Raw genomic sequence first — 21,660 nt, forward strand, 5'->3', positions numbered from 1 at the left:
GTTGCTCGCGCACCAGATCGACGGTGCCGTCTGGAAGAAGGGCAGCCGTAGCAACGGCAGCGGCGGCAATAACTGCGTCGAGGTTGCATTCCTCGAGCAGGGAATTGCCGTCCGTGACAGCAAGGACCGAACGGGTCCGGCCCTCATGTTCACGCAGGCGGAGTGGACCGCCTTTGTGGACTCCGCCAAGGACGGCGAATTCGACATCACCACTACGTAAGAGCCTACCTATAGGTGTACTCCGTTGGAAGTGGTTTGACTTTCACGATGTGCACCTTGCGGAGCAGCGGCCTTCACCATCTGAAGAGTCGTAGCGAGGGTGTGGCCCGGCCGTTACCCACGGCCGGGCCACACTTCATTTGTATATATGCAAATGCATTGAACCCAAAATCGTCGATAAATTTGACCGCCGACCCTCACCCCCCTGCCGGCGGGCATCCGCAGCTGGTCGCCGGCTCCCCCGGCAGGCCCCGACCTCGCTCTTTGGGTACCCGGTTACGGCGGGCGGCGGGCGGCGGGCGGCGGGCGGCGGGCGGCGGATCACACCACCCGGCACCGAGGCCGACCTCATCAGAATCACCGACAGCAACCTTGCCGATGATGAGGATCGGCCAAACCGGTAACCCGAGGTCGACATCAGCATCACCTGAAGTAACCGCGAAGCCGCACTGGCGGCCCGCAAGGTCGCGCCAAGGCATCGCGCATTCCGGGCCACAGCCACAGGCCCGGGGCAGCGATCACAAGCTGCGTGTCAAAGCCGCGGGGCAGGTCAGATGCCACAGGCCTAACACCGCGCGTTTGCGGATCCCGCGCAGCGAGCCAGCGCTTCGCATACCGCGCTCCGGGTCGCATGCCGAAGGCCGCGGATCCGCACGCTCCACACCACGCCACGAGTTCGCACACCGCACGCTGCGGGTCGAGGGGCGCGGAGGTGGCGTCGTTCCGGCGGTGCGGTCGAAGAGGTCGCGGGTTGGTCAGCGCCAGGTCCACTTCGCGAGTCAGGGCGCGAATCTGGACGCCAAGTCCAGTCCACCTTGCGGATCAGGCCGAGTCCATCTCGGCGGATCAGGCCGAGTCCATCTCGGCGGATCAGGCCGAGTCCATCTCGCCGCGGATCAGGCCGAGTCCATCTCGCCGATCAGAGCACCAGGTCCACGTCGCGGATCAGGACGCCGAGCCCACCCCGCGGGCCAGAGCGCCAAGTCCACGTCGCAGATCAGGCCGAGTCCATCTCGCGGATCAGGACGCCGAGCCCACCTTGTGGATCAGAGCGCCAAGTCGACCTCGCGGATCAGGGCGCGGCGGCCGGGGTGGGTGAGTCGTGCCGGGAGGGTCGCCTTTCGGGTTTCCGGGCCTGTGGTTGACTCCTGTACCGCCCGGTCTGCCTCGCGGAGCAGGCTGTCCCGGCTGCGGCGGGCCAGCTGGAGATCGTGCCAGGCGGCCTGCTCGGCGGCGACCGCCGCCGTGTACTCGCGCTCGCGATGGGCGGCATAGGCCCGGTGCAGGACCATCTCCTGCTCGACCGGATGCAGCGTCGCATCCCATCCAGCGCTTCCAGCCAAGGCGTCTCCAACGTTGCGAGTCAAGGCGTCTTCACCGTTGCAAGCCAGGGCGCCTCCGCCGCGGCCGACCCGGGCGCCTCCACCGCTGCCGGCCAGGGCATCTCCGCCGCGGTTGACCCAGACGTCTCCACCTCGGCCGACCAGAGCGTCTCCACCGCTGTTGGCCTGAACGCCTCCACCGCGGCCGGTCAGGAAATCATCACCGTTGCCAGGTAGGACATCCTCGCCGCGAAGCGCGGCGTCCACGGCGCGTACTACGCCGTCTTCTTTGCAGGGTTGGGCGTTCTCGGGGCGGGGTGTCAGGGTGGGGCCTTGGCCTTGGCCTTGCAGGTGGGTGGCGGTGAAGGTCTCTTCCACTTCGGAGGGTAGAAGGTCACCTTGGGCTGCGGGGAGTGGTAAGTCACCTTGGGCTGCGTAGGGTAGAAGGTCGCCTCGGGCTGCGGAGAGTGGTAGGTCGCCTCGGGCTGCGGCTGCGCGTAGTTCCCGGTGCAGGAAACGCTCTCGGTCTGCGTACTCTGCGGGGCTTTGTGGGGTTCGGGGGGTGCCGAAAGCTGCTGCTGAGCGGCTTCTCGCCTGGCGGGCTTCGGCCGTCTGCCAGGCCGTCCATGCCTCGTCCACCCGGGTGGACGCCTCCTGCCAATGGGTCTGCCAGCGGTTCACGGCCTCGGTCGCCTGGGTTGCGGCCACCCGCACCTCCTCGGCGTAGCGCACCGTCTGCGCCTTCGCTGCTTCTCGCCTTGCCTGTCTTGCCTGCCTGCGCTTGCGGTAGCGGCTCACGAACGTCGCCGTGTCCACCAGGGTCTGCCCTGGGTTGCGCACCCCGTCCGGGTTGGCCAGCACCACCAGGGCGGGGGTGGTGAGCACCATCAGGGAACCCCAGATGGCCATCGGGGCGGGCTCGGTCAGCAGCATCTCGGCGAGGATGTTCATGGTGGGTTCCGTTCCTCGGGGTCGCGGGCGGAAAGAACGAGCGGCAAGTTCAGGCGGCAAGTGCGGGCGGCAAGTGCGGGCGGCAAGAACAAACGGCAGGTGCGGGCGGACAGCGCGGGCGGCAAGAACGAGCGGCAGGTGCGGGCGGCAGGAACGAGCAGGAAGAGCGAGCGAAAGAGCCGGCGAGAACAGCGGGCGGAAAGAGCAGGGTCCGGCGCCGGATGCCGCTGGTGGTGAGCAGGTCGGCCACGGGAGGCCGGCACGGGACGCGGACGCGCCCGGCGGGTCTCAGACGGTGGCGGGAGGCGCGCGGGAAGCCGCGACGCCGGAGGTGAACTGGCTGGTCAGCGCGGCCGCGGCAGAAACACCGCCGGTCGCGGTCGCCCACCCGGTCGCGGAGATGCCGGTGATCACGGAGGAGGACACCGCGGCGGTACGGTCACCGCGCCCGGTCTCCACAACAGCAACGCCCGCAGTCACATCGCCCGGCTGGTCAGCGAAGGCGCCCCGGCTAGAGAAGGCGTCTCGGCTGGAGAAAGCGTCCCAGCCAGCGAAGGTGTCCCGGCCGGAGACGGAATCCCAGTCAGGGAAGGCGTCCCGGCTAGTGAAGGAATCCCGGCCGGTAAAGGTTTCCGGGCCGAAGGAGACGTCCCGGCCGGCGAAAGTGTCCTGGTCGGAGAAGGAATCCCGGGCGGCGGAAGCGGCCTGGCCGGAGGAGGCGTCCCGGCTGGAGAAGGCGTCCCGGGCGGCGGAAGTGGCCTGGTCGGTGGCGGCTGCGGGAGGGGGTGCGGCGCTGGAAAGGGTGACCCCGGCCGGGTGACCGTCAAACGGGGCCGCGGGGCCGAGGATTGGTGGGAAGAACGCCAGGAGCAGCGTGAACAGCACAGGGAGCGATCGGTGCAGCACTCTGCGCCCGACCATCACCATGTCCGCAACCTACCCTTGCACCCCTTTGGCCCCACTCAGCCGCGCCGAGGTGTGACCAGGACCATCGCCACGCCGAGGACAAACAGGACCAGAACCGTGATTTGCCCACGTTCCTCATCATTTAGGGATCGCTTGACCGATCCGGATCACTCACGTCAGGCCACTGCCAGCCGATGGGAGGGACCGACCCGGAAGCCATCCGGAGCTTTCGCCGACAGGAGCGGACATGCCGAAGCGACCCGGGGCCATCGACCCGGTCCTGCTGGGCCTGATGCTCCTCGGTGTCCTGATCGTGCCCTGGTTCCTGCGGCACGGCGAGCAGCGGACCGCGTCCTGGGCCATCCAGACCGGGCTCGATGTGGCGAACACCTACTTCCTGTGGCGTATGGCCACGAACCCGGTCATGTCACCGGACGGACGCCGGTTCTGGTGGGCCGCGGTGGTCGCCTGTGCCGCCTGCACGGTCGGTGACGGGTATCAGACCGCGTTGCTTTTTGCGCATCCCGCGATGACGACCATCAGCTCGGTGCAGACCGCTCTGGTGGTCGCCGGCATGGCGACGGTGGTCGGCGCGATGCTGCGGCATCCGCTCGGTGGTGCGGGCCGGCAGCGGCTGCGGCTCTGGTTCGACGCGACCACGGTCCTCACCGGGGTCGCGGTCTTCCTCTGGTACTTCATTCTGGCCACCGATCTGAGCGGGCGGCAGGCCACCGACCGGTGGGCCGCCGCGGCCACCACCGTGGTGATGCTGCTGATCACGTTCGGCCTGCTCAAGCTGATCCTCAGCGGGACCGCACCATTCACCCGGGCGGCCGGGATCACCGCGGCCCTGGGGGTGTCCGGCACCGCGTTCGCGGCTCCGGTGATCCTCGGGCTGATCGGCGATCCGGGGCCCGGCGGCACGCTCGTCGTGCAGTTGGTGCCGTGTGTGCTGGCGACCGCGGCGTTCCGGTTCCAGCAGTTGCAGGTGTGGCGGCTGGCCGGGCGGAAGGCCGGGTCGCGTCCCGGGCAGTCGAGCCGGTTGCCGTACCTCGCCGTGGTGGCCACCCAGATCCTGCTGGTCGTCTCGCTCCGGGACGGGCGGGTGGACCTGCGGGTGTGGGGTGTCGCGGTGGGCGCGGTGATCATCACGGCGCTGGTGCTGGGCCGGCAGGTCGCGGCGCTGCGGGACAACGAGCTGCTGCTCACCGAGCTGGACGGGCAGACGGAACGGTTCCGGGCGCTGGTGCAGAACACCACCGACATCACCATGGTGATCGACCACGAGGCGATGATCACCTACGCGTCGCCGGCCACGCTCCGGGTGCTGGGGTTGCCGGCCGAGGAGCTGATCGGGACGTCGCTGCACGACCGGACGCACCCGGAGGACCGGGAGTGGCACCTGGAGCAGGCGGAGCGGATCTTCGCGAATCCCGGCGCCGGGATCACCATGCAGGTGCGGTGGCGGCACGTGGACGGTTCGTACCGGTGGCTGGATCTGGTCGGCACCGATCTGGCGCACAACGCCAACGTGGGCGGCATCGTGCTGAACGCGCGGGACGCCACCGAGGCGCGGGCCCTGCACGACGAGTTGAGCCGGCAGGCCACCCACGACGCGCTGACCGGGCTGGCGAACCGGGTGCTGCTGCACCGGCGGATGGAGGAGTCACCGGACCGGCTGAGCCTGCTCCTGATCGACCTGGACGGCTTCAAGCCGATCAACGACCGGCACGGGCACCACACCGGCGACCTGGTGCTGCAGGAGGTGGCCCGGCGGCTGACCGGTCTGCTCGGCGCCGGGGAGCTGGCCGCCCGGCTGGGCGGGGACGAGTTCGCGGTGCTGCTGCCGGGTACCGGCGCCGAGGCCGCGGCCCGGCTGGCCGCACAGGTCGTCGCGGTGGTCGCCGAGCCGATGCCGGTCGGCGGCGAGGTGTTCCGGGTGGGCGCCAGTGTGGGCCTGGCGGAGGGGGCGGCGGCCGACGGTGACGGGCTGCTGCGGGAGGCCGACGCCGCCATGTACCGGCGCAAGCGGGAACGTCAGGCGCAGCCGGCCCGGACCTGATCGAACCGATTCCCATCGATGCCATTGCCTGTTACTTTTCGGTAACCCGAGGGGAACAGGTGATGAGGCCCATGCGGACCGCCGACCCGCTCGCCACGTTGGTGCACGATCTGGCCGGCGACGACCGGCTGGTCGACGACGTCGTGGCGGCGGCCCGGGCCCAGTCGCCGGAGTCGGCGCGGCTGCCCCGGGCGGAGAGCCGGCGGTACGTGGCGGCGCTGATCCGGGCCGGCTGTCTCACCTTCCTGCGGGCCGGGGAGCCGGAGGAGGGCGACTTCGCCGACGCCGCCCGGTTCGGGGCCGAGGGCGCCGCCCTGGGGGTGCCGATGGCCGCGCTGATCTCCGGGCTGCACGCGGGCCGCAGCCGGATCCTGGAGATCGCGATCGGCCGGGGCCGGGACGCCGGGCTGGCCGACGACGTGCTGCTGCAGGCGCTGTTGCGGCTGAACCGGTACGGCAACACCCTGGAACGGCACGTGCTCGACGGTTATCGCGCGGTGGAACGGGAGCTCGACGGTGATCGGCGGGCGGCCCGGATCCGGCTGCTGCGGCACCTGCTGCTGGGCGAGGAGAACGACGGCGCCGACCCGGCCCGGTTCGGCCTCTCCCCCACCGGCCGCTACCACTGTGTGGTCTCGGACGCGACCGATCCGGGCCGGGTCCGGGAGTTGGAGCAGGCGTTCGCCAGGTGCGGCGGGGTGCTGGCGCCGGTCCGGGGAAGGCTCTGCGGGCTCACGCCGCGGCTGCCGGGCGCCGCCGGAGCGGGGCCGTCGGTGGTCGTGACCACTCCACCCGTACCGCTGGAAAAGGTTGTCGAGGCGCACCGCCTGGCCCGGACCGCCCTGCTGGCGGCCCGCGAACGTGGTCTGACCGGGTTGTGCGACGTGGCCGAGCTGGCCGGGGAGTCGGCGCTGGCCGCGCAGCCGATGCTGGCCGGTTTCCTACGGGACGGGCTGCTGGCGGCGCTGGATCCCGGCGACGAGTTCCACCGGGAGCTGGCCGGGACCGCGCTGTCCTACCTGGATCACGGGCAGCGGCTGGATCTGACCGCGGGGGCGCTGCATCTGCACCCGAACACGGTCCGGTACCGGCTGCGCAGGCTGCGGGAGCTGACCGATTTCGGGGAGGGGCTCACCGTGCTGGAGACGGTGCGCTGGTGGTGGGCGCTGAGCGCCTGGCGCCGGGATCGCCCCGGCGCCAGGAACTCAGATCACCACTTGCGGTAGCTGGTCTGCGTCTGCGGGTTGATCTGCCAGGCGCGCTGCTTGTCCGTCTTGCCGAGCCGCCGGTCGTCGACCTTCAGGACGTCCAGACCCTTCTGGATGTCGTTGGAGTAGATGTGGCCGTTGTACCAGTAGGCCGACCACGAACCGCCGACGATCAGGCGGTCGGCGGCCAGCGGGCCACGCTCCCAGTAGGCGATCTCCTTCGGCTTCTTCGCGTCGGTGAAGTCCCAGACCGAGATGCCGCCCTGGTACCACGCCTGCACGATGATGTCGCGGCCGGGAACCGGGATCAGCGAGCCGTTGTGGGCCACGCAGTTCTCGGTGCTGGTGTTCTCCCGGGGGATCTTGAAGTAGCTCTGGAAGACCAGTTTGGCCTTCTTGCCCTTGCCCTGGATGGCGTAGATCGCGTCGGCGCCCTTCTGCGACCCGACCGTCGGGTTGCAGGTGGCGCCACCGCCGCCGCCCAGCTCGTCGGTGAAGACGATCTTGGTGGCGTCGTTGTTGAACGTGGCCGAGTGCCAGAACGCGAAGTTCTCCGCGTCCCGGACCGTGGTGACCACCTTCGGCGCGACCGGGTTCGAGATGTCGAAGAGGACACCGTCACCCATGCAGGCGCCGGCGGCCAGGTCCTTCTCCGGGTACGCCGTGATGTCGTGGCAGCCGGACGTCGCGGTGCTGTTCGGGTCGCCGGGGAAACCGCCGTCCGGGAAGAGCACCGGGGTCGCGGCGATCGCGGCCGCGGTCGGCTTCTTCAACGGCACCTTCACGATCGAGATCTTGTCGTGCGGCAGGGCACAGTTCGGCAGGCTGGCGGACGAGGTGTTGTACGACGAGACGTACACGTACAACGCCTTGTTCTTGTCCTTGCCCTTGCCGGGGACCAGCGTCAGGGTGTGCGAACCACAGGTGGTGTGCACCGACTTGACATACCGCGGGTTGCGCGGGTCGCTGATGTCCCAGATCCGGATGCCCTCCCAGCGCGGAGTGCCCTCCGGCTCGGTGTTCGGCACGGCGACGCTGTTGCACGAGTCGTCGTTGCGGATCGAGTCGGTCGCGGTGAAGAGCAGGTTGCCGTACACCGAGATGTCGTTCTGCCCACCGGGACAGACGACCTGGGTGACCGAGACCGGGGTACGCGGGTTGCTCACGTCGTAGACGGTGAAACCGTTGTAGTTGCCGGCGAATGCGTATTTGCCCTGGAAAGCCAGGTCGCTGTTGAGCGCGCTCTCCGGAGCGAAGGCCCCGGTCTTCGGTACGTTCGCGATCTGCCTGATGTTCGAGCTGCTGGCGATCTCGTCGACGCCCGGGATCGGGGCGGCGGCCTGCGCCGGCGCGGTGAACCCGAGCACGGCCAGTGTCGCCACCGCTCCCAAGCAGGCCAGGCGCTTGAAACGCCCTCGTGGGGCTGAGTGCCTCATGAAGCTCCTTCCGGCTGCGGCGCACCTACGGCACGGCGAGTCGTGTCATCCATACCGCCGGTGACAGCGATGTCGGTCGTTACGATAACCGTGTCAGACCGTTTGCGGGTGCCGCCTGCCGGAAAGGAAATACATGCAACACCGACGCGCATGGGCATTGACCGCCGCAACTCTGGCCCTTTGTGGAGCGATCGGTGTCGCGGTACTGGCGCGCGCCTCCGACAGAGCCGAACCCGTTGCCACACCCGACGTATCCTCCTCCGCGGTCCGGGTGCTGATCCCCGGCAAGCCCGGCGAGTCGGCGACGGTCACCGACGCGGATGACGTCCGGGCCCCGGAGCAGGCGCCCTACAACAAGGCCGACGTCACGTACGCCCAGATGATGATCGTGCACCACGCCCAGGCGATCGAGATGGCCGATCTGGCGCCCTCCCGGGCCGCCAACGCCGGGGTCCGCAACATGGCCTCGCGGATCAGCGCGGCACAGGGCCCGGAGATCAACACGCTGCGCGCCTGGCTGGCCGACCGGGGTCAGAACGAGTCCGACCCCGGCCATGACCACGCGACCATGCCGGGCATGCAGCCGGCGGAGAAGATGACCGCGCTGAAAGCCGCCACCGGCGCCGAGTTCGACAGGAAGTTCGTGGCGATGATGATCGAGCACCACTTCGGAGCCCAGACGATGGTCACCACCGTCCTGAAGGAGGGCTCCGACCAGATCATGGCCGAGTGGGCCAACGAGACCGCGGTCGAGCAGGTCAGCGAGATCCGCCGGATGCGCGACCTCGGAGTCGTCTGACCGTCCTCGGAGGAGCATGCCGCCGGAGGCCTCGATCCGCTGGCCGGTCACCCAACCGGTTACGAGAGGCGGACCGGCAGTTCCCACAGGCCGCGCAGCAGGGTGCCGGGGCGCCAGCGCAGCTCCTCCGGCGGGACGGCCAGCCGCAGGCCGGGGAACCGGTCGAGCAGGTGGGTGAAGGCGATCCGCGCCTCCAGCCGGGCCAGCGGGGCGCCGAGGCAGTAGTGGATGCCGTGGCCGAAGGCCAGGTGCGGGTTGGCCGGCCGGTCCAGCTGCAGGTCGTCGGCGTCGGGGAACCGGTCGCCGTCCCGGTTGGCGGAGAGCAGCACCGCGATCACCGGGTCGCCCGCCTCGATCGTGACGCCGCCGATCTCCAGCTGCTCACTGGCGACCCGGAAGGTGGACGTCTCGACCGGGCCCTCGAACCGCAGGAACTCCTCGATCGAGGTGTCCAGCAGGCCACGGTCGGCGGTCAGCCGCTCCCAGCGCTCCCGCTCGCTCAGCAGCAGGAAGGCGCCGTTGCCGATCAGGTTGACGGTGGTCTCGTGGCCGGCGATGAGCAGCAGGAAGACCATCGAGGACAGTTCCTGCTCGGTGAGGCGGTCCTCGGCGTCGCGCACCTGGATCAGCCCGGCCAGCAGGTCGTCGCCGCCGTTGGCCCGGCGGTCGGCGAGGAGCCGGCCGATGTAGGCGATCATCTCCCGCATCGACGTGGCGAACTGGTCGCTGCCGGCCATCGAACCGGTGACGATCACCGTGGACCACTCGCGGAAGTCGTCGCGGTCCTCGGCGGGCACCCCGAGCAGCTCGCAGATCACCTGGATGGGCAGCGGGAAGGCGAACGCGTCGATCAGGTCGATCTCGTCCCGGCCCTTGACCGCGTCCAGCAGGTCGGTGGCGATCTCCTCGATCCGCGGGCGCAGCGCCTCGATCCGGCGGACCGTGAAGGCGGCCGACACCAGACGGCGCAGGCGGGTGTGGTCCGGCGGGTCGACGGCCAGCATGTGCCGGGAGATCGCCGCGGTGAGCGCCTGCTGCCCACCGGCGGACGCCCCGGTCACCGGCAGCCCCTTGGAGAGCCGCGGGTCGGCCAGGACCCGGCGGGCGTCCTCGTAGCGGGTCACCAGCCACGCGTTCTGGCCACTGGGCAGGGCCACCCGACGGATCGGGCCGGTGCGGCGGAGATCCGCGTACGCCGGGTGCGGGTCGTTGATGAACGCCTGATCGGTGAAATCGAGCATTTCGCCCCTCCGTGCCGCCGGGAACCGAAACCCGACAATACGCGGCGGTACGGGTTCAAGTGGTCCCGTTGCGGCGGCGGAAGGGTGCCGGAAGCGGTCAGACCGGGCGCCGCCGGGGTGATCGGGGCGGCCGGATCGGCAGGTGCGGACGGCGCGCGGTGGGCCGCCACGGGCGGCGCGGGCGTGGTTCGGCGGACGCCACGACGATCACCACGTACGCCTGATCTGCTTCGGAACTGGCCACTGGTGCCGATCACCTCCAGAGAAGGCGTCCACCATCCCCCGCCCCGGGCCGTTCCGGGCATCCGTTCAGACTTTCTTAAAGATCATCTGTACTTCGGGTAAGCAACCTGGCGGGGGTCGAGTACAACTTGGCCGACTACCCTCCTGAAGTCCCCCCAACGCCGATGGAGTTGCCGCCTCGCCATGTCGTTCCGTTCCCTCCGGTACACCGCACTCGTAGCGTCGCTGCTGATCACGGCCGGTTGCAGCGCGAGCTCCGAGCACGCCGGCACACCCGCCGCCGCCCAGCCCGCGTCACCGTCGCCGGTGGTATCCGTGCCGCCCGGCCCCGTGCCGCCCAGCCCCGTGCCGTCCGGCCCGCAGGTCCGGCCGAACATCGTCTTCGTGCTGGTCGACGACCTGTCCAACGATCTCGTCCAGTACATGCCCAATGTGCTCAAGCTGCAGAAGGACGGCACCACGTTCACCAATTACACGGTGACCGACTCGCTGTGCTGCCCGTCCCGGGCGTCGATCTTCAAAGGACAGTTCCCGCACAACACCGGGATCATCAAGAACCACGGCTCGGACGGCGGGTTCCGGCTCTTCCACAGCCGCAACCAGGAGCAGTCCACCTACGCCACCGACATGAAGGCGGCCGGCTACCGGACCGCGTTCATGGGCAAATACCTGAACGAGTACTTCGCCAAGCTGACGATGGGCACCGGCAAGCCCTACGTGCCACCGGGCTGGGACGAGTGGGCGGCCGGCGGTAACGCGTACGACAACTTCAACTACGACCTGAACGAGAACGGCAAGGTCGTCAAGTACGGCAACAAGCCCGAGCACTACATGACCGACGTGCTGTCGGCCAAGGCGTCGAAGTTCATCACCACCACGGCGGCCACCGGGCAGCCGTTCGTGCTGGAGGTCTCCACATACGCGCCGCACTCGCCGTACACCCCGGCGCCGCGGGACGCCGCGCTCTTCCCCGGGCTGAAGCTGCCGCGGACCGCCGCCTGGGACAAGGTGCCGGAGAACTCCACCTGGCTGCCGAAGTCGATGAAGTTGACCAAGGTGCAGATCGACCGGATGGAGGTGGAGTTCCGCAAGCGGGTGCAGTCGGTGCAGTCGGTCGACAAGATGATCGGCGACCTGCGGCAGACGCTCACCACGGCCGGGATCGCCGACAAGACCCTGGTGATCTTCAACTCGGACAACGGGTACCACATGGGCCAGTACGCGCTGCCCTCCGGCAAGCAGACCGCCTTCGACACCGACGTCAACGTGCCGCTGATCGTCGCCGGGCACGGTGTCCGGGCCGGGCAGAGCGTCGAGCAGATCGTGGAGAACATCGACTTCCGGCCGACGTTCACCGACCTGGCCGGGGTGGCGCCGTCCCCGGAGACCGACGGGCACAGCTTCAAGCCGCTGCTCGCCGGGGAGGTGCCGGCCGACTGGCGGGGCACCGCGCTCGTCGAACACCACGACCCGGCCACCGACCCCGCCGACCCGGACTACCAGTACGACAGCAAGAACATCCCGCCGTCGTACGACGCCCTGCGGACCACCACGTTCACCTACGTCGAGTACGTGGACGGCGCGGTGGAGTATTTCGACCGCACGGCCGACCCGTACATGCTGAAGAACGTCGCCGGGACGCTGACCCCGGAGCGGCTCGCCGAGCTGCGCACCGTCCTCCGGGGGATGGCGACCTGTGTCGGCGCGGACGCCTGCGGCGCGGTCTCCCGCAAGATCAAGTAAGCCAGTCCGGGGCGCTCTGCCCGCTCGGCCCCGCATAGGCCGAGCCGGGCCGGGCGCCCCGCTGCGCCACCACCGGGTAGACGCTCGAGTGCACCTGCCAGGACGGCTGCCGGGGCTGCGCCTCGACCATCGCCTCGATCAGCACGTGCAGGATGTCGCCGAGCGCCACGTGCAGCCGCTCGTCGGTGACGAAGCCCGCCTCGTCCACCGAGGCCATCTCCAGAGGGAGCCGGACACAGCCCGCCTCCATCAGACGGGCGTTGCCGTGGCCCAGCACCGACTCCAGGGCCGCACGGGCGCCGTCGTCGCGACCCGGGCCGACCACCGAGAGCCAGGCGGCCGGCTTGCCCTCCAGATCACCGCCGTCGACAAGCCAGTCGAGCAGGTTCTTCAGGCTGCCGGGCAGCGAGCCCGCGTACTCCGGGGTGCTGAACAGGATCGCGTCGGCCTCGACCACGAGGGCGCGCAACCGCACGACCTCGGCCGGCGGCTCCTCACCGGGGGCGAAAGCCGGGAGGGCCCGTAGCCCGTCGTACAACCTGGTGGTGATCTCCGGCGGAGCGAAGCGAGCCGCGGTCCGCAGCGCGGCGGTGTGCAGGGCTCCGTCCCGGGTGCTTCCCGGGACGAGCAGAACGCTGGTCATACCGCTGAGCTTATAAAGCACTGAGGCCCCATCCGTCAGACGGATGGGGCCTCAGTCGATCGTGCGCCGCGTAGGACTTGAACCTACAACCCGCGGATTAAGAGTCCGCTGCTCTGCCAGTTGAGCTAGCGGCGCCTTTCGACGTGGAGAACATTAACACCCGCCGGACGTGGACCGCGAATCGGGGGGTGACCTGGGCTTTGTCCTGGAAATACAGTGAAGCCCCGCCCGATACCGGGCGGGGCTTCACTGAGTGGTGCGTCGCGTAGGACTTGAACCTACAACCCGCGGATTAAGAGTCCGCTGCTCTGCCAGTTGAGCTAGCGACGCTGGCCGTGCAACGAGATGAAGGTAGCACGGCCTAAGAAGATCCTTAAAATCGGCCCTTTACCCCCACAAGGGGGAACCGCAAGTTGCACGCATGCGTCAAGATGGCTGCGCTGAGAACTCCAGAACGGGGCCCGACGATGGTTCACCTCCGCCGCACCCTGGCGGCGATACTCGCCACAGGCCTGGTCGCCTCCCTCGCCGCCTGCGGCGACGATGAAAAACCCACCTTCTCCTCCGACTCCGCCGCCGCCGTCGCTCCCGCCACGGGCGCGTCCGGCACGCCGGTCACCGAGAGCACCACCGCGTCCGGTCCGGTCACCCTGACCGTCACCCCGGCCGCCGACAAGAAGAACGTCCCGGTCAGCGCCGAGATCGGGGTGAAGGTGAGCGAGGGCGCCGAGGTCTCCTCGGTCGAGCTCACCGACACCAAGGGCAAGAAGGTGGCCGGCGAGATGCGCGCGGACGGTTCGTCCTGGGTGCCGGCCAAGCCCCTCAAGACCAACACGAAGTACGCGGCCAAGGTCACCGCCACCGGCGGCGACGGGCAGTCCACCAGCGCCACCACGTCGTTCACCACGATGGGCGCGCCGGGGAAGAAGACCGGCACCGGCCTCTACCTGTTCGACGGCAACACCTACGGCGTGGCCATGCCGGTGGTCGTCGAGTTCAGCCCGGGCATCAAGAAGGCCGACCGGGCCGCCGTGCAGAAGCGGATGTTCGTCGAGACCACGCCGGCCCAGGAGGGCGTCTGGTCCTGGACCGACTCGGGCACCCAGGCCTACTACCGCGCCGAGAACTACTGGCAGACCGGCACCCAGATGACCGTGCGCATCGCGGTCGGCGGCCTGCCGACCGGCAAGGGCATCTACGGTGACCGGGATCGCTCGGCCAAGGTCAAGATCGGCCGCAAGCTGGAGATGAAGGTCGACAACAAGACCAAGAAGATGACCGTGCTCGAGGACGGCGCGGTGATCAAGACGATGCCGGTCAGCCTGGGCAAGTCCAGCACCCCGTCGTCCAGCGGCCACATGGTGGTGATGGAGAAGAAGGCGGCCACCGTCTTCGACACCACGGACACCGACGGCGCCAACGGCTATCGCACCAACATCCAGTACGCGCAGCGCCTGACCTGGAGCGGTCAGTACATCCACTCGGCGCCGTGGTCGGTCGGCGACCAGGGCCGGCGCAACGTCTCGCACGGCTGCGTCAACGTGGCTCCGTCGAACGCCCGCTGGATCTTCGAGAAGACCCTGATCGGCGACCCGGTCGTGGTGAAGGGCACCGGCGACAAGCTCTCGTACGGCAACGGCTGGACGCCGTGGGACGTGAGCTGGGAGAAGTTCAAGGAAGGCAGCGCCCTCTGACGTCCACTCGTGGATTCGTCTCCCCGGCGGGGTAGTACATCGATGGCGTCACACCGGTCACGGCACGAAACCGGGATTGGTGGGAGGCTGTTTCAGGAGCACTATTGGGCGCCGGGGAGAACGACGCCGTGAGGGGACCATGGACATGTTGGGAAATCGGTCTGCGGAACGATCCGGCCGGGGGCGACTGCGCCTGGCCGTGACCGTGGTGCTGGCCAGCACGCTGATGCTGACCGCCGCGTGCAGTGGCAGCGACAAGGCGTCCTGGCAGGGCGGGGGTAGCACCGAGTCCACCACGTCGCCGGACGGCGGGGCGTCGCCCGCGCCGACCCAGAGCACCGTCGCGGTCACCTCACCGGAGGCCGACGCGAAGAGCGTCGAGATCTGGTCCGAGGTGAAGTACAGCAGCGAGGACCCGGCGAACACCGAGGTCGTCGTCAAGAACGCCAAGGGCGACGAGGTCAAGGGCACCGTCGACAAGGACAAGAACGTCTGGACCCCGGCCGACTCGATGGCGTGGAACACGAAGTACACCGTGACCGTCACCACTCCGGCCGCCGACGGCAAGACCACCACCACCGACAGCTCCTTCACCACGATGAAGGAGCCGTCGAAGGTGGTCCGGGTGACGAGCTTCATGGGTGACGGCCAGACCGTCGGTGTCGGCATGCCGCTGATCATGAAGTTCGGCCGTTCCATCCCGGAGAAGTACCGCGGCGAGGTCGAGCGCCGGATGAAGGTCACCGCCACCCCGGCGCAGGAGGGCACCTGGCGCTGGATCAGCGCCACCGAGGTGCACTACCGGCCGAAGGTGTACTGGAAGGCCGGCACGAAGATCTTCTACAGCGTCCAGCTGAAGGGCGTGGAGATCGGTGACGGTTGGTACGGCCGGTCCAACCTGACCGTCGACCTGAAGATCGGTCGCGAAATGATCATGACGGTCTCGAACAAGACCAAGAAGATGACGGTCAAGCAGGACGGCAAGGTCATCAAGACCATCCCGGTCAGCCTCGGCAAGAAGAGCACCCCCTCGTCCAGCGGCACCATGGTCGTGATGGAGAAGGCGGCACACACCGTCTTCGACACCACCGACGAGGACCCGGTGAACGGGTACAAGACGCCGATCGACTGGGCGCAGCGGATCACCTACAGCGGCCAGTTCATCCACGCCGCCCCGTGGTCCGAGGGCAAGCAGGGCAACACCAACGTGTCGCACGGCTGTGTCAACGTCTCCGAGGCCCTCGGTGAGTGGCTGTTCGGCAAGACCCTGATGGGCGACGTGATCACCGTCTCCGGCACCGAGGAGAAGCTGAAGAACGGCAACGGCTGGACCGACTGGAACATGAGCTGGGACGAGTACAAGAAGGGCAGTTACCTGAACAGCTGACGGCTCGTCCCCGGCTCGTCACAGGTTCTGACATCGGGCGGTTCCCCACTCGGGGAGCCGCCCTTTTTCAGGATCCCGTTCAACTGGGCCGCACCCCGTGACGTGTGACTCTTCACCGCCCCGACCGAGATCCCGAGGATCAGGGCCACTTCCCGCTCCGGTACGTCGAACGCGTACCGCAGAACCACGCACTCACGCCGGCGGGGTGGGAGACGCTGCAGCGCCGCCCGTACGTCCAGAACCGCCGGGGTGTCGCTCTCCCCCTGATCGCGGCGCAACAGGCCCAGACGCAGCAGCCCGGACCGCTCCCTGGTCCGCCGTTTGATCCACTGCCGGGCCAGATTGGTCACGATGCCGCGGGCGTACGCCACCGGGCTGTCCGCGGCCTGAACCCGCTCCCAGTGCCGCCACACCTCCACGAACGCGTCGGCGGCCAGATCGTCGGCGGCCTGCGAGTCACCGGTCACCAGATAGGCGAGCCGGGACAGGTCGGTGTGATGGTCGTCGAAGAACCGCCGGAAGGCGGCGTCGATGCCGAACTCGGACAAGGGCCGTTCCTGACCGTCGGGGATGTGAGGAACGACGTCCGCCCGGGGCGATCGTGATCCACACCCCTGTGGTCCGCCGGGCACAAAAGGTTGCCCACTCCCACCGACAATTTTCCCGCGGCTCCGATGCCGCCTTCACACCCCGCGCGCCCTCACACCCCGCGCCCCGCGCTCTCGCGGACAGGATCTTGCCCCGCACTCTCGCAGCCGGCGGCCCCGCGCCTTTGCCCCTTCAGTCCGCGGGCCCGCGCCTTCGCCCCTTTAGTTCGCGGGCCCTCGCCCGCGGCCCGCCTTCGTGTCCAGCGTCCTTGCGGCCCGGACCCTCGCCGCGCTCTCCGCGCTGGAACAAGAAAAGCCCCGTCTTTCGACGGGGCTTTCTCGATGGGGTGATCGACGGGACTTGAACCCGCGACCCCCTGGACCACAACCAGGTGCTCTACCAACTGAGCTACGACCACCATGCCCGCTCGGTCATTCAACCGTGCGGTGCGAGCCAATCATAACGACAGCCCCCGGGGTCTCGTCGAGCGGGTTACCTACAGACTCGCGGCGACCGCTTTCGCGGCCTCCACGTCCGGCCCCGGCTGAGGCACGAAGACGGTGCGCCGGTAGTACTCCAGCTCGCGGATGCTCTCCCGGATGTCGGCGAGCGCACGGTGCGAGAGACCCTTCGCGGGCTGCCCGAAATACACCCGCGGGTACCACCGGCGGGTCAGCTCCTTGATCGAGGAGACGTCGATCATGCGGTAGTGCAGGTGGGCGTCGAGCGCCGGCATGTCCCGGGCGAGGAACCCCCGGTCGGTCGCGATCGAGTTGCCACAGAGCGGCGCGGTGCGGGGATTGGGCACGTACTCCTTGATGTACGCCAGCACCGCCTCCTCCGCCTCGGCCATTGTGACCGCCGACCGGCGCACCTCTTCGGTGAGCCCGGACTTGGCATGCATGTCACGCACCACGGGGGGCATCGCGTCCAGCGCCGCGTCATCGGCGTGGATGACCAGATCCACGCCTTCACCCAACACGTTCAGCTCAGGATCGGTGACCAGGGCCGCAACCTCGATGAGCTTGTCCTTGCCCAGGTCGAGACCGGTCATCTCACAGTCGATCCACACCAGAAGATCCGCCACGCCGACCAGCCTACGCCGCGTCGCACACCGTTGTTCGGCACGTACGGGGCCGCACTCGATGATCGTGCCGTTTGTCCGGTTTGTTGCTCGGACTTCCCACTTCGCCAATTGCGGGGTAAAGTGTACTTAACGGACGAAGCCCCCCTTCGGTTACTCCGTTCCCCCCGGTAAAGGGCCCCCCGTGTCGGCAGCGCGGGGGGCTCTTTCATTCCCACCGCACCTCCGGCCCAGTCCGCGGCGCCACAAAATCCACCAGACGGGCCGCCGCCTCGTCGACCGCCGCACGGTCCCGCGCCGCCAGGGGCCGGAACGGGGCGATGGTCACCGTCGAGCCCGTCATCGACCAGGTGGCCGCCACGAACCCGTCGACCAGCACCGTCGGCCGCACGATCGACCAGCCCGGCATCACCAGCGGCCGATCATCGGAAGCCAGGATCCGCGACCGGTCGGCGTGCCCCAGGACCGCGTTGTCGAACTCCGGCAGCAACACCACAGGCACTGCTCCGCCGTCGTCCTCGAGCGCGGCGCCCGGCAGGTCGTACAGCTCGGTCCCGCCTTCGTCCCGAAAGACCGGCAATCCCTCAAACAATTTTCTGGTACGGGTGAGCCCCGACCAGACCTGAAAATCCTTCACCGAAGCCGGCCCGAATGCTGCCAGATAGCGCCGAACCAGCGTCCCCGGATCGGGCGGCGTCAACGGCTCCCCCAGCCAGGTCTCGGCAGGCACACAGGTGACCCGCCCATGATGGCCCCACATGCCGGCGGGCGGAGGATGCAGAAGAGCAAATTTCAGGTGTACGACCAACGCCAGCTCAGCCGGGTTCACATCAGGAAACCGGGCAGCCAGTCGCCGAGCGATTTCCGGCCTGGTCAAAGCCCCCTCGGCCATCACTTCGACAGCCGCCTCCGCGAAGGTGGCCGGATCACAGCCGGTCAGTCGCCCGGCCCGTCCCGCCATCCGTTCCAGCGACTCGTGCAGGGTGGGCCGAAGCCAGCGGTAGTCGGCGCCGGTGCAGAGATGCTGGGTGCCCCTCAGCAGGGCGCTGCGAACCACGGTCCGTTCCTGCAGCAGACCCGCCAGTTCCGCACGCTGAAATGCGGACGACCGAGCCCACAACCCGAGGTAGGGCGAGTCGGACTCCTGCCCTTGAACAGCCACCAGCCGCTCGACAACGTCGACGGCCCGGAGCGTCTCCCGCCCGCCCAGCAGTTGGCGACGCAGATAGGTCCGATTCAGCACCCGGTTGGAGAGGACTGTCATGCCCCGACGCTAGGCCCCGATCCGGCCAGTTCCTGTCGGCAATTCGGAGAGGACTGTTATACCCTGACGCTAGGCCCAGATCCGGCCGGTTCCGTCGGCAATACAGCGATGGGCCACCCCGTCGACGGGGGCGGCCCATCACATCGCGGCAATCTCAGCCGTTCTCCGGTTCAGCCTCGGACGGCGTCCCGGCGGTAGCGGGTTTGGCCTGGCCCGACACGGTCCGACGGCGGCGACGGTCGCTGCTCTGGGCCAGCAGTTCAGCGGCTTCCTCCCGGTAGTCGAGCGCCCGCCCAGGCTTCTTCTCCTCAACCGGTTGCCCGGCCGCCCGGGCAGCCACCGACTCAGCCGCCTTGATCCAGGCAGCCGGCGCACGCCGAGCACCAGGAGCAGGCCGAGCCGAAACACCCTTGACCGGCGCATTCGCACCAGAGGCACGCCCCGACAATCGGTCAGCACCACTCGCCCCGGCCTGCTTCCTACCCCGCCCCACCAACCCTTGCTCCGCCACAGAAGCCCGCCCCGCCACAGAAGCCTGCACCTCCCCCGTTCCCCGGCCATCCGCCGCAACCCGGCCGTCCGCGGCAACCCGGCCATCCGCGGCAACCCGGCCGTCTGCCGCAGCACGCGCCGCCTCAGCCTGCGCCTCCCCCGACCCTCGCCCCTCCGCCACAACCCGGCCGTCCGCCGCCACCCGATCGCCCACCGCGCCCTGGCCGTCCGCCGCAACCCGGTCGTCTGCCGCCACCCGATCGCCCACCGCGCCTTGGCCGTCCGCCGCAACCGGGTCATCCGCCGCAGCACGGTCGTCTGCCGCAGCACGCGCCACCGCCTCAGCCTGCGCCTCCCCCGACTCTCGGCCCTCCGCCATAACCCGGCCGTCTACCTCAACACGCGCCACCGCCTCAGCCTGCTCCCTCGCGGCAGCCTGCTCCGGCATTGCGGCCCGCTCCCCCACTGCGACCTGTTCCTTTGCCTCGACCGTTCCCGCCGCCCTACTCCCGGACACCTGACTTACAACCGCATGCGCCGCAACCGGCTGACCTTCGGATGGCCGAGTTCCGGACGACCGGACTGTGGACGACTGCCTCACCGTCGTCCGATCCACAATCGGTTGACCTGTGGATAACTGGCCTGTGGATGACTGGCCTGTGGATGACTGGCCTGTGGATGACTGGCCTGTGGATGACTCGGTCACCGTCGACCGATCCGCGGTGGGCCGGGTTGCGGCCGGTCGGGGCGTGGCCGAGCGGTCCTTTGCCGGGCGGCCCGAGGCCTCGCCGTCCGAGGCCGATTTGCTAGCGGCCAACTGGCTTGGAGTCGGCCCGTTCGGAGTCGGCCCGTTCGGGGCCGACTGAGTTGGCATCGGCTGAGTTGGGGCCGGCTGCTTTGGGGTCGGGTGGGGCAGGTCCGACGTCTGCGATTTCGCGGCGTGGATGGACGGGGAATCGGGGCGGGGCTTCTTGATGCCTTTCCCGGGACCACCAGGAGTGTGCGCTGGTTCCGTCGGGATCGGCTTAGCCGGAAGCGGGGCTACGGGACGGTGATCCGGAGTCTGATCAGTGGGAACATCGGTGGACGACCTGACATCGGGATCGGTCTTCCCGGCTGGAAAATTCTTCGCGGGCGGGTCGGACGGTTCTGCCAGCCCGGAGGACGAGGGGCTGGGCGGACCGAGGCGAGTCGTCGCGGTGGCTGTCCAGTCGGTCGCGGCGGGGCCGGTGTGCAGGGCCACCCGGGAGATGGCCACCGGGGAGATCGGCTGATCGGCTCGCTTCGGGAAGCTGGGTTCGGCGTTCGTGGACTTCTGCCCGCTGGCAGGTTTTGGCTTCTGCTTGCCAGAAGCTTCGGTCTTCTGCTTGCTAAGAGCTTCGGGCTTCTGCTCGCCGACAGATTCGGGCTTCTGCTCGCCGGCGGATTCGGGCTTCTGATCGGCGGCGGATTCGGGCTTCTGATCGGCGGCAGATTCGAAGATCTGCTTGCTGATTGTTGCTGGGGTCGTCTCGCCGACTGAATCCGCGGATTCGGGAGCGGTCTGACCGAATGCCTCGCCGCTGTCCGGGTTCGTGGTGGGAGAGGAACTCGTCTTCTCTGCCACGGTGGGGACGGCGGCTGGGGTCGCGGTATGGATGGCGACTGTGGCCGCGGCGCCAGGCGTGATGGGTGCCGGCGAGGCCGGCACGGTCGGGGCTGTGGATGCCGGAGCTGCGGACATCGAGGCTGTGGATACCGGGGCTGTGGACACCGGGGCTGTGGACACCGGGGCTGGGGACGCCGGAACTGTGGACACCGGAACTGTGGACACCGGAACTGTGGATGCCGGAACTGTGGATGCCGGGGCTGTCGAGGGTGGGATGGCTTCTTCGGTTGTTGTGAGGGCTTCTGGGGGTGGGGTGGGGAGTTTGTGGGCTCCGCTGTTGGAGCGGCGTGGGGTGGCGATCGGGATCGTGGCGGGGGGTGTGTTGCGGCTTCCGGGCTGGGTGGGGGTGAACTTTCCGGCGTTTCGGCGGGCCGCCTCGGCCAGGCTGGCTGCTGCTCGGGCCTCGGTCTGGCGGGCTCGTTCGGGGGCTGTGGCCGCTACCCAGGCTCCTACCGCGGTTGCCCGGAACTCTGGCAGGTCGCCGGATGCCGGGCGGTGAAGATCACCTCGGCGGGTCTGGGCCGGGCCTGACAGAGCGGAGAGACCGGGGGTGTCGCCGAGCAGGCTCAATGGTCGTCCCGGCTCAGGGGTGCGGGCCCCCGGCGGCAACCCGCGCGAAGCACTGGTCCCAGGCACAGGCCCGGCAGGCGCGATATCAGCGGGTGCGCTGTCGGTGAGTGCGACGCCGGTCGGTGCGGTACCAGCAGGCGCGGTACCAACAGGCGCGGTA

Annotated in this window: 16 protein-coding genes and 3 tRNA genes; 7 read left to right on the forward strand and 12 right to left on the reverse strand. The window is 68.9% G+C overall.

Annotated elements, in window-relative coordinates; translation table 11 throughout:
- The first annotated feature begins 1 nt into the window (after position 1).
- Positions 2 to 220 carry a DUF397 domain-containing protein gene (locus tag Aco03nite_RS20635; RefSeq protein WP_203797036.1) on the forward strand — a complete coding sequence of 73 codons (219 nt, stop codon included), beginning with the start codon at positions 2 to 4 and terminating at the stop codon, positions 218 to 220.
- Between the two features lie 1,045 nt (positions 221 to 1,265).
- Here Aco03nite_RS20635 and Aco03nite_RS20640 read toward each other — a convergent pair.
- Complete coding sequence (locus Aco03nite_RS20640; protein ID WP_203797006.1) at positions 1,266 to 2,492, reverse strand: hypothetical protein; 1,227 nt, start codon at positions 2,490 to 2,492, stop codon at positions 1,266 to 1,268.
- Positions 2,493 to 2,780: 288 nt separating this feature from the next.
- Complete coding sequence (locus Aco03nite_RS20645; RefSeq protein ID WP_203797007.1) at positions 2,781 to 3,419, reverse strand: hypothetical protein; 639 nt, start codon at positions 3,417 to 3,419, stop codon at positions 2,781 to 2,783.
- Between the two features lie 226 nt (positions 3,420 to 3,645).
- On the opposite strand from Aco03nite_RS20645, the gene Aco03nite_RS20650 reads away from it, so the two are divergent.
- On the forward strand, positions 3,646 to 5,460 hold the full coding sequence (locus Aco03nite_RS20650; protein WP_203797008.1) for a sensor domain-containing diguanylate cyclase: 1,815 nt from the start codon (positions 3,646 to 3,648) through the stop codon (positions 5,458 to 5,460).
- 71 nt (positions 5,461 to 5,531) lie between these two features.
- On the forward strand, positions 5,532 to 6,686 hold the full coding sequence (locus tag Aco03nite_RS20655) for an RsbRD N-terminal domain-containing protein (RefSeq protein WP_239145309.1): 1,155 nt from the start codon (positions 5,532 to 5,534) through the stop codon (positions 6,684 to 6,686).
- On the opposite strand, the gene Aco03nite_RS20660 is transcribed toward Aco03nite_RS20655, so the two are convergent.
- Positions 6,671 to 8,104, reverse strand: a complete 1,434-nt coding sequence (locus Aco03nite_RS20660) for an LVIVD repeat-containing protein (RefSeq protein ID WP_203797010.1) — start codon at positions 8,102 to 8,104, stop codon at positions 6,671 to 6,673. The two genes, Aco03nite_RS20655 and Aco03nite_RS20660, sit on opposite strands and share 16 nt — an antisense overlap.
- A gap of 133 nt (positions 8,105 to 8,237) precedes the next feature.
- Here Aco03nite_RS20660 and Aco03nite_RS20665 point away from each other — a divergent pair, with 133 nt between their 5' ends.
- Entirely contained in the window at positions 8,238 to 8,903 is a 666-nt protein-coding gene (locus Aco03nite_RS20665; protein WP_203797011.1) for a DUF305 domain-containing protein, read from the forward strand.
- Positions 8,904 to 8,962: 59 nt separating this feature from the next.
- Here the strand turns inward: Aco03nite_RS20665 and Aco03nite_RS20670 are convergent, their stop codons facing one another.
- Positions 8,963 to 10,144: a cytochrome P450 family protein gene (locus tag Aco03nite_RS20670; RefSeq protein WP_203797012.1), complete on the reverse strand. Its 1,182-nt coding sequence runs from the start codon at positions 10,142 to 10,144 to the stop codon at positions 8,963 to 8,965.
- 426 nt (positions 10,145 to 10,570) lie between these two features.
- Between Aco03nite_RS20670 and Aco03nite_RS20675 the strand changes: the two genes are divergently transcribed.
- Positions 10,571 to 12,130, forward strand: a complete 1,560-nt coding sequence (locus Aco03nite_RS20675) for a sulfatase family protein (RefSeq protein WP_203797013.1) — start codon at positions 10,571 to 10,573, stop codon at positions 12,128 to 12,130.
- On the opposite strand, the gene Aco03nite_RS20680 is transcribed toward Aco03nite_RS20675, so the two are convergent.
- From Aco03nite_RS20680 to Aco03nite_RS20690, 3 genes are all read right to left on the reverse strand, one after another.
- Positions 12,123 to 12,773 carry an NADPH-dependent FMN reductase gene (locus Aco03nite_RS20680; RefSeq protein ID WP_203797014.1) on the reverse strand — a complete coding sequence of 217 codons (651 nt, stop codon included), beginning with the start codon at positions 12,771 to 12,773 and terminating at the stop codon, positions 12,123 to 12,125. The genes Aco03nite_RS20675 and Aco03nite_RS20680 overlap by 8 nt on opposite strands.
- Positions 12,774 to 12,835: 62 nt before the next feature.
- Positions 12,836 to 12,908 (reverse strand) — tRNA-Lys (locus Aco03nite_RS20685).
- 119 nt (positions 12,909 to 13,027) lie between these two features.
- Positions 13,028 to 13,103 (reverse strand) — tRNA-Lys (locus tag Aco03nite_RS20690).
- A gap of 137 nt (positions 13,104 to 13,240) precedes the next feature.
- Here Aco03nite_RS20690 and Aco03nite_RS20695 point away from each other — a divergent pair.
- Both Aco03nite_RS20695 and Aco03nite_RS20700 read left to right on the forward strand, forming a co-directional pair.
- Positions 13,241 to 14,467, forward strand: a complete 1,227-nt coding sequence (locus tag Aco03nite_RS20695; protein ID WP_203797015.1) for a L,D-transpeptidase — start codon at positions 13,241 to 13,243, stop codon at positions 14,465 to 14,467.
- Positions 14,468 to 14,606: 139 nt separating this feature from the next.
- Positions 14,607 to 15,854: a L,D-transpeptidase gene (locus Aco03nite_RS20700; protein ID WP_203797016.1), complete on the forward strand. Its 1,248-nt coding sequence runs from the start codon at positions 14,607 to 14,609 to the stop codon at positions 15,852 to 15,854.
- Here Aco03nite_RS20700 and Aco03nite_RS20705 read toward each other — a convergent pair.
- From Aco03nite_RS20705 to Aco03nite_RS20725, 5 genes are all read right to left on the reverse strand, one after another.
- Complete coding sequence (locus Aco03nite_RS20705; protein WP_203797017.1) at positions 15,839 to 16,402, reverse strand: SigE family RNA polymerase sigma factor; 564 nt, start codon at positions 16,400 to 16,402, stop codon at positions 15,839 to 15,841. The genes Aco03nite_RS20700 and Aco03nite_RS20705 overlap by 16 nt on opposite strands.
- Positions 16,403 to 16,784: 382 nt before the next feature.
- Positions 16,785 to 16,860 (reverse strand) — tRNA-His (locus tag Aco03nite_RS20710).
- A gap of 78 nt (positions 16,861 to 16,938) precedes the next feature.
- On the reverse strand, positions 16,939 to 17,529 hold the full coding sequence (gene orn / locus Aco03nite_RS20715) for an oligoribonuclease (RefSeq protein WP_203797018.1): 591 nt from the start codon (positions 17,527 to 17,529) through the stop codon (positions 16,939 to 16,941).
- A 205-nt stretch (positions 17,530 to 17,734) separates the two neighbouring features.
- Entirely contained in the window at positions 17,735 to 18,790 is a 1,056-nt protein-coding gene (locus Aco03nite_RS20720) for a winged helix DNA-binding domain-containing protein (RefSeq protein ID WP_203797019.1), read from the reverse strand.
- 154 nt (positions 18,791 to 18,944) lie between these two features.
- Complete coding sequence (locus tag Aco03nite_RS20725) at positions 18,945 to 19,130, reverse strand: hypothetical protein (RefSeq protein WP_203797020.1); 186 nt, start codon at positions 19,128 to 19,130, stop codon at positions 18,945 to 18,947.
- Between the last annotated feature and the right edge of the window lie 2,530 nt (positions 19,131 to 21,660).

Source organism: Actinoplanes couchii, assembly GCF_016862075.1.
Lineage (GTDB): Bacteria > Actinomycetota > Actinomycetes > Mycobacteriales > Micromonosporaceae > Actinoplanes > Actinoplanes couchii.

What these genes read in the sequence shown, in the direction of transcription:
- Aco03nite_RS20640 (WP_203797006.1), bottom strand. Translation starts at nt 2,492, where the DNA reads ATGAACATCCTCGCCGAGATGCTGCTGACCGAGCCCGCCCCGATGGCC.
- Aco03nite_RS20645 (WP_203797007.1), bottom strand. Translation starts at nt 3,419, where the DNA reads ATGGTGATGGTCGGGCGCAGAGTGCTGCACCGATCGCTCCCTGTGCTG.
- Aco03nite_RS20650 (WP_203797008.1), top strand. Translation starts at nt 3,646, where the DNA reads ATGCCGAAGCGACCCGGGGCCATCGACCCGGTCCTGCTGGGCCTGATG.
- Aco03nite_RS20655 (WP_239145309.1), top strand. Translation starts at nt 5,532, where the DNA reads ATGCGGACCGCCGACCCGCTCGCCACGTTGGTGCACGATCTGGCCGGC.
- Aco03nite_RS20660 (WP_203797010.1), bottom strand. Translation starts at nt 8,104, where the DNA reads ATGAGGCACTCAGCCCCACGAGGGCGTTTCAAGCGCCTGGCCTGCTTG.
- Aco03nite_RS20665 (WP_203797011.1), top strand. Translation starts at nt 8,238, where the DNA reads ATGCAACACCGACGCGCATGGGCATTGACCGCCGCAACTCTGGCCCTT.
- Aco03nite_RS20670 (WP_203797012.1), bottom strand. Translation starts at nt 10,144, where the DNA reads ATGCTCGATTTCACCGATCAGGCGTTCATCAACGACCCGCACCCGGCG.
- Aco03nite_RS20675 (WP_203797013.1), top strand. Translation starts at nt 10,571, where the DNA reads ATGTCGTTCCGTTCCCTCCGGTACACCGCACTCGTAGCGTCGCTGCTG.
- Aco03nite_RS20680 (WP_203797014.1), bottom strand. Translation starts at nt 12,773, where the DNA reads ATGACCAGCGTTCTGCTCGTCCCGGGAAGCACCCGGGACGGAGCCCTG.
- Aco03nite_RS20695 (WP_203797015.1), top strand. Translation starts at nt 13,241, where the DNA reads ATGGTTCACCTCCGCCGCACCCTGGCGGCGATACTCGCCACAGGCCTG.
- Aco03nite_RS20700 (WP_203797016.1), top strand. Translation starts at nt 14,607, where the DNA reads ATGGACATGTTGGGAAATCGGTCTGCGGAACGATCCGGCCGGGGGCGA.
- Aco03nite_RS20720 (WP_203797019.1), bottom strand. Translation starts at nt 18,790, where the DNA reads ATGACAGTCCTCTCCAACCGGGTGCTGAATCGGACCTATCTGCGTCGC.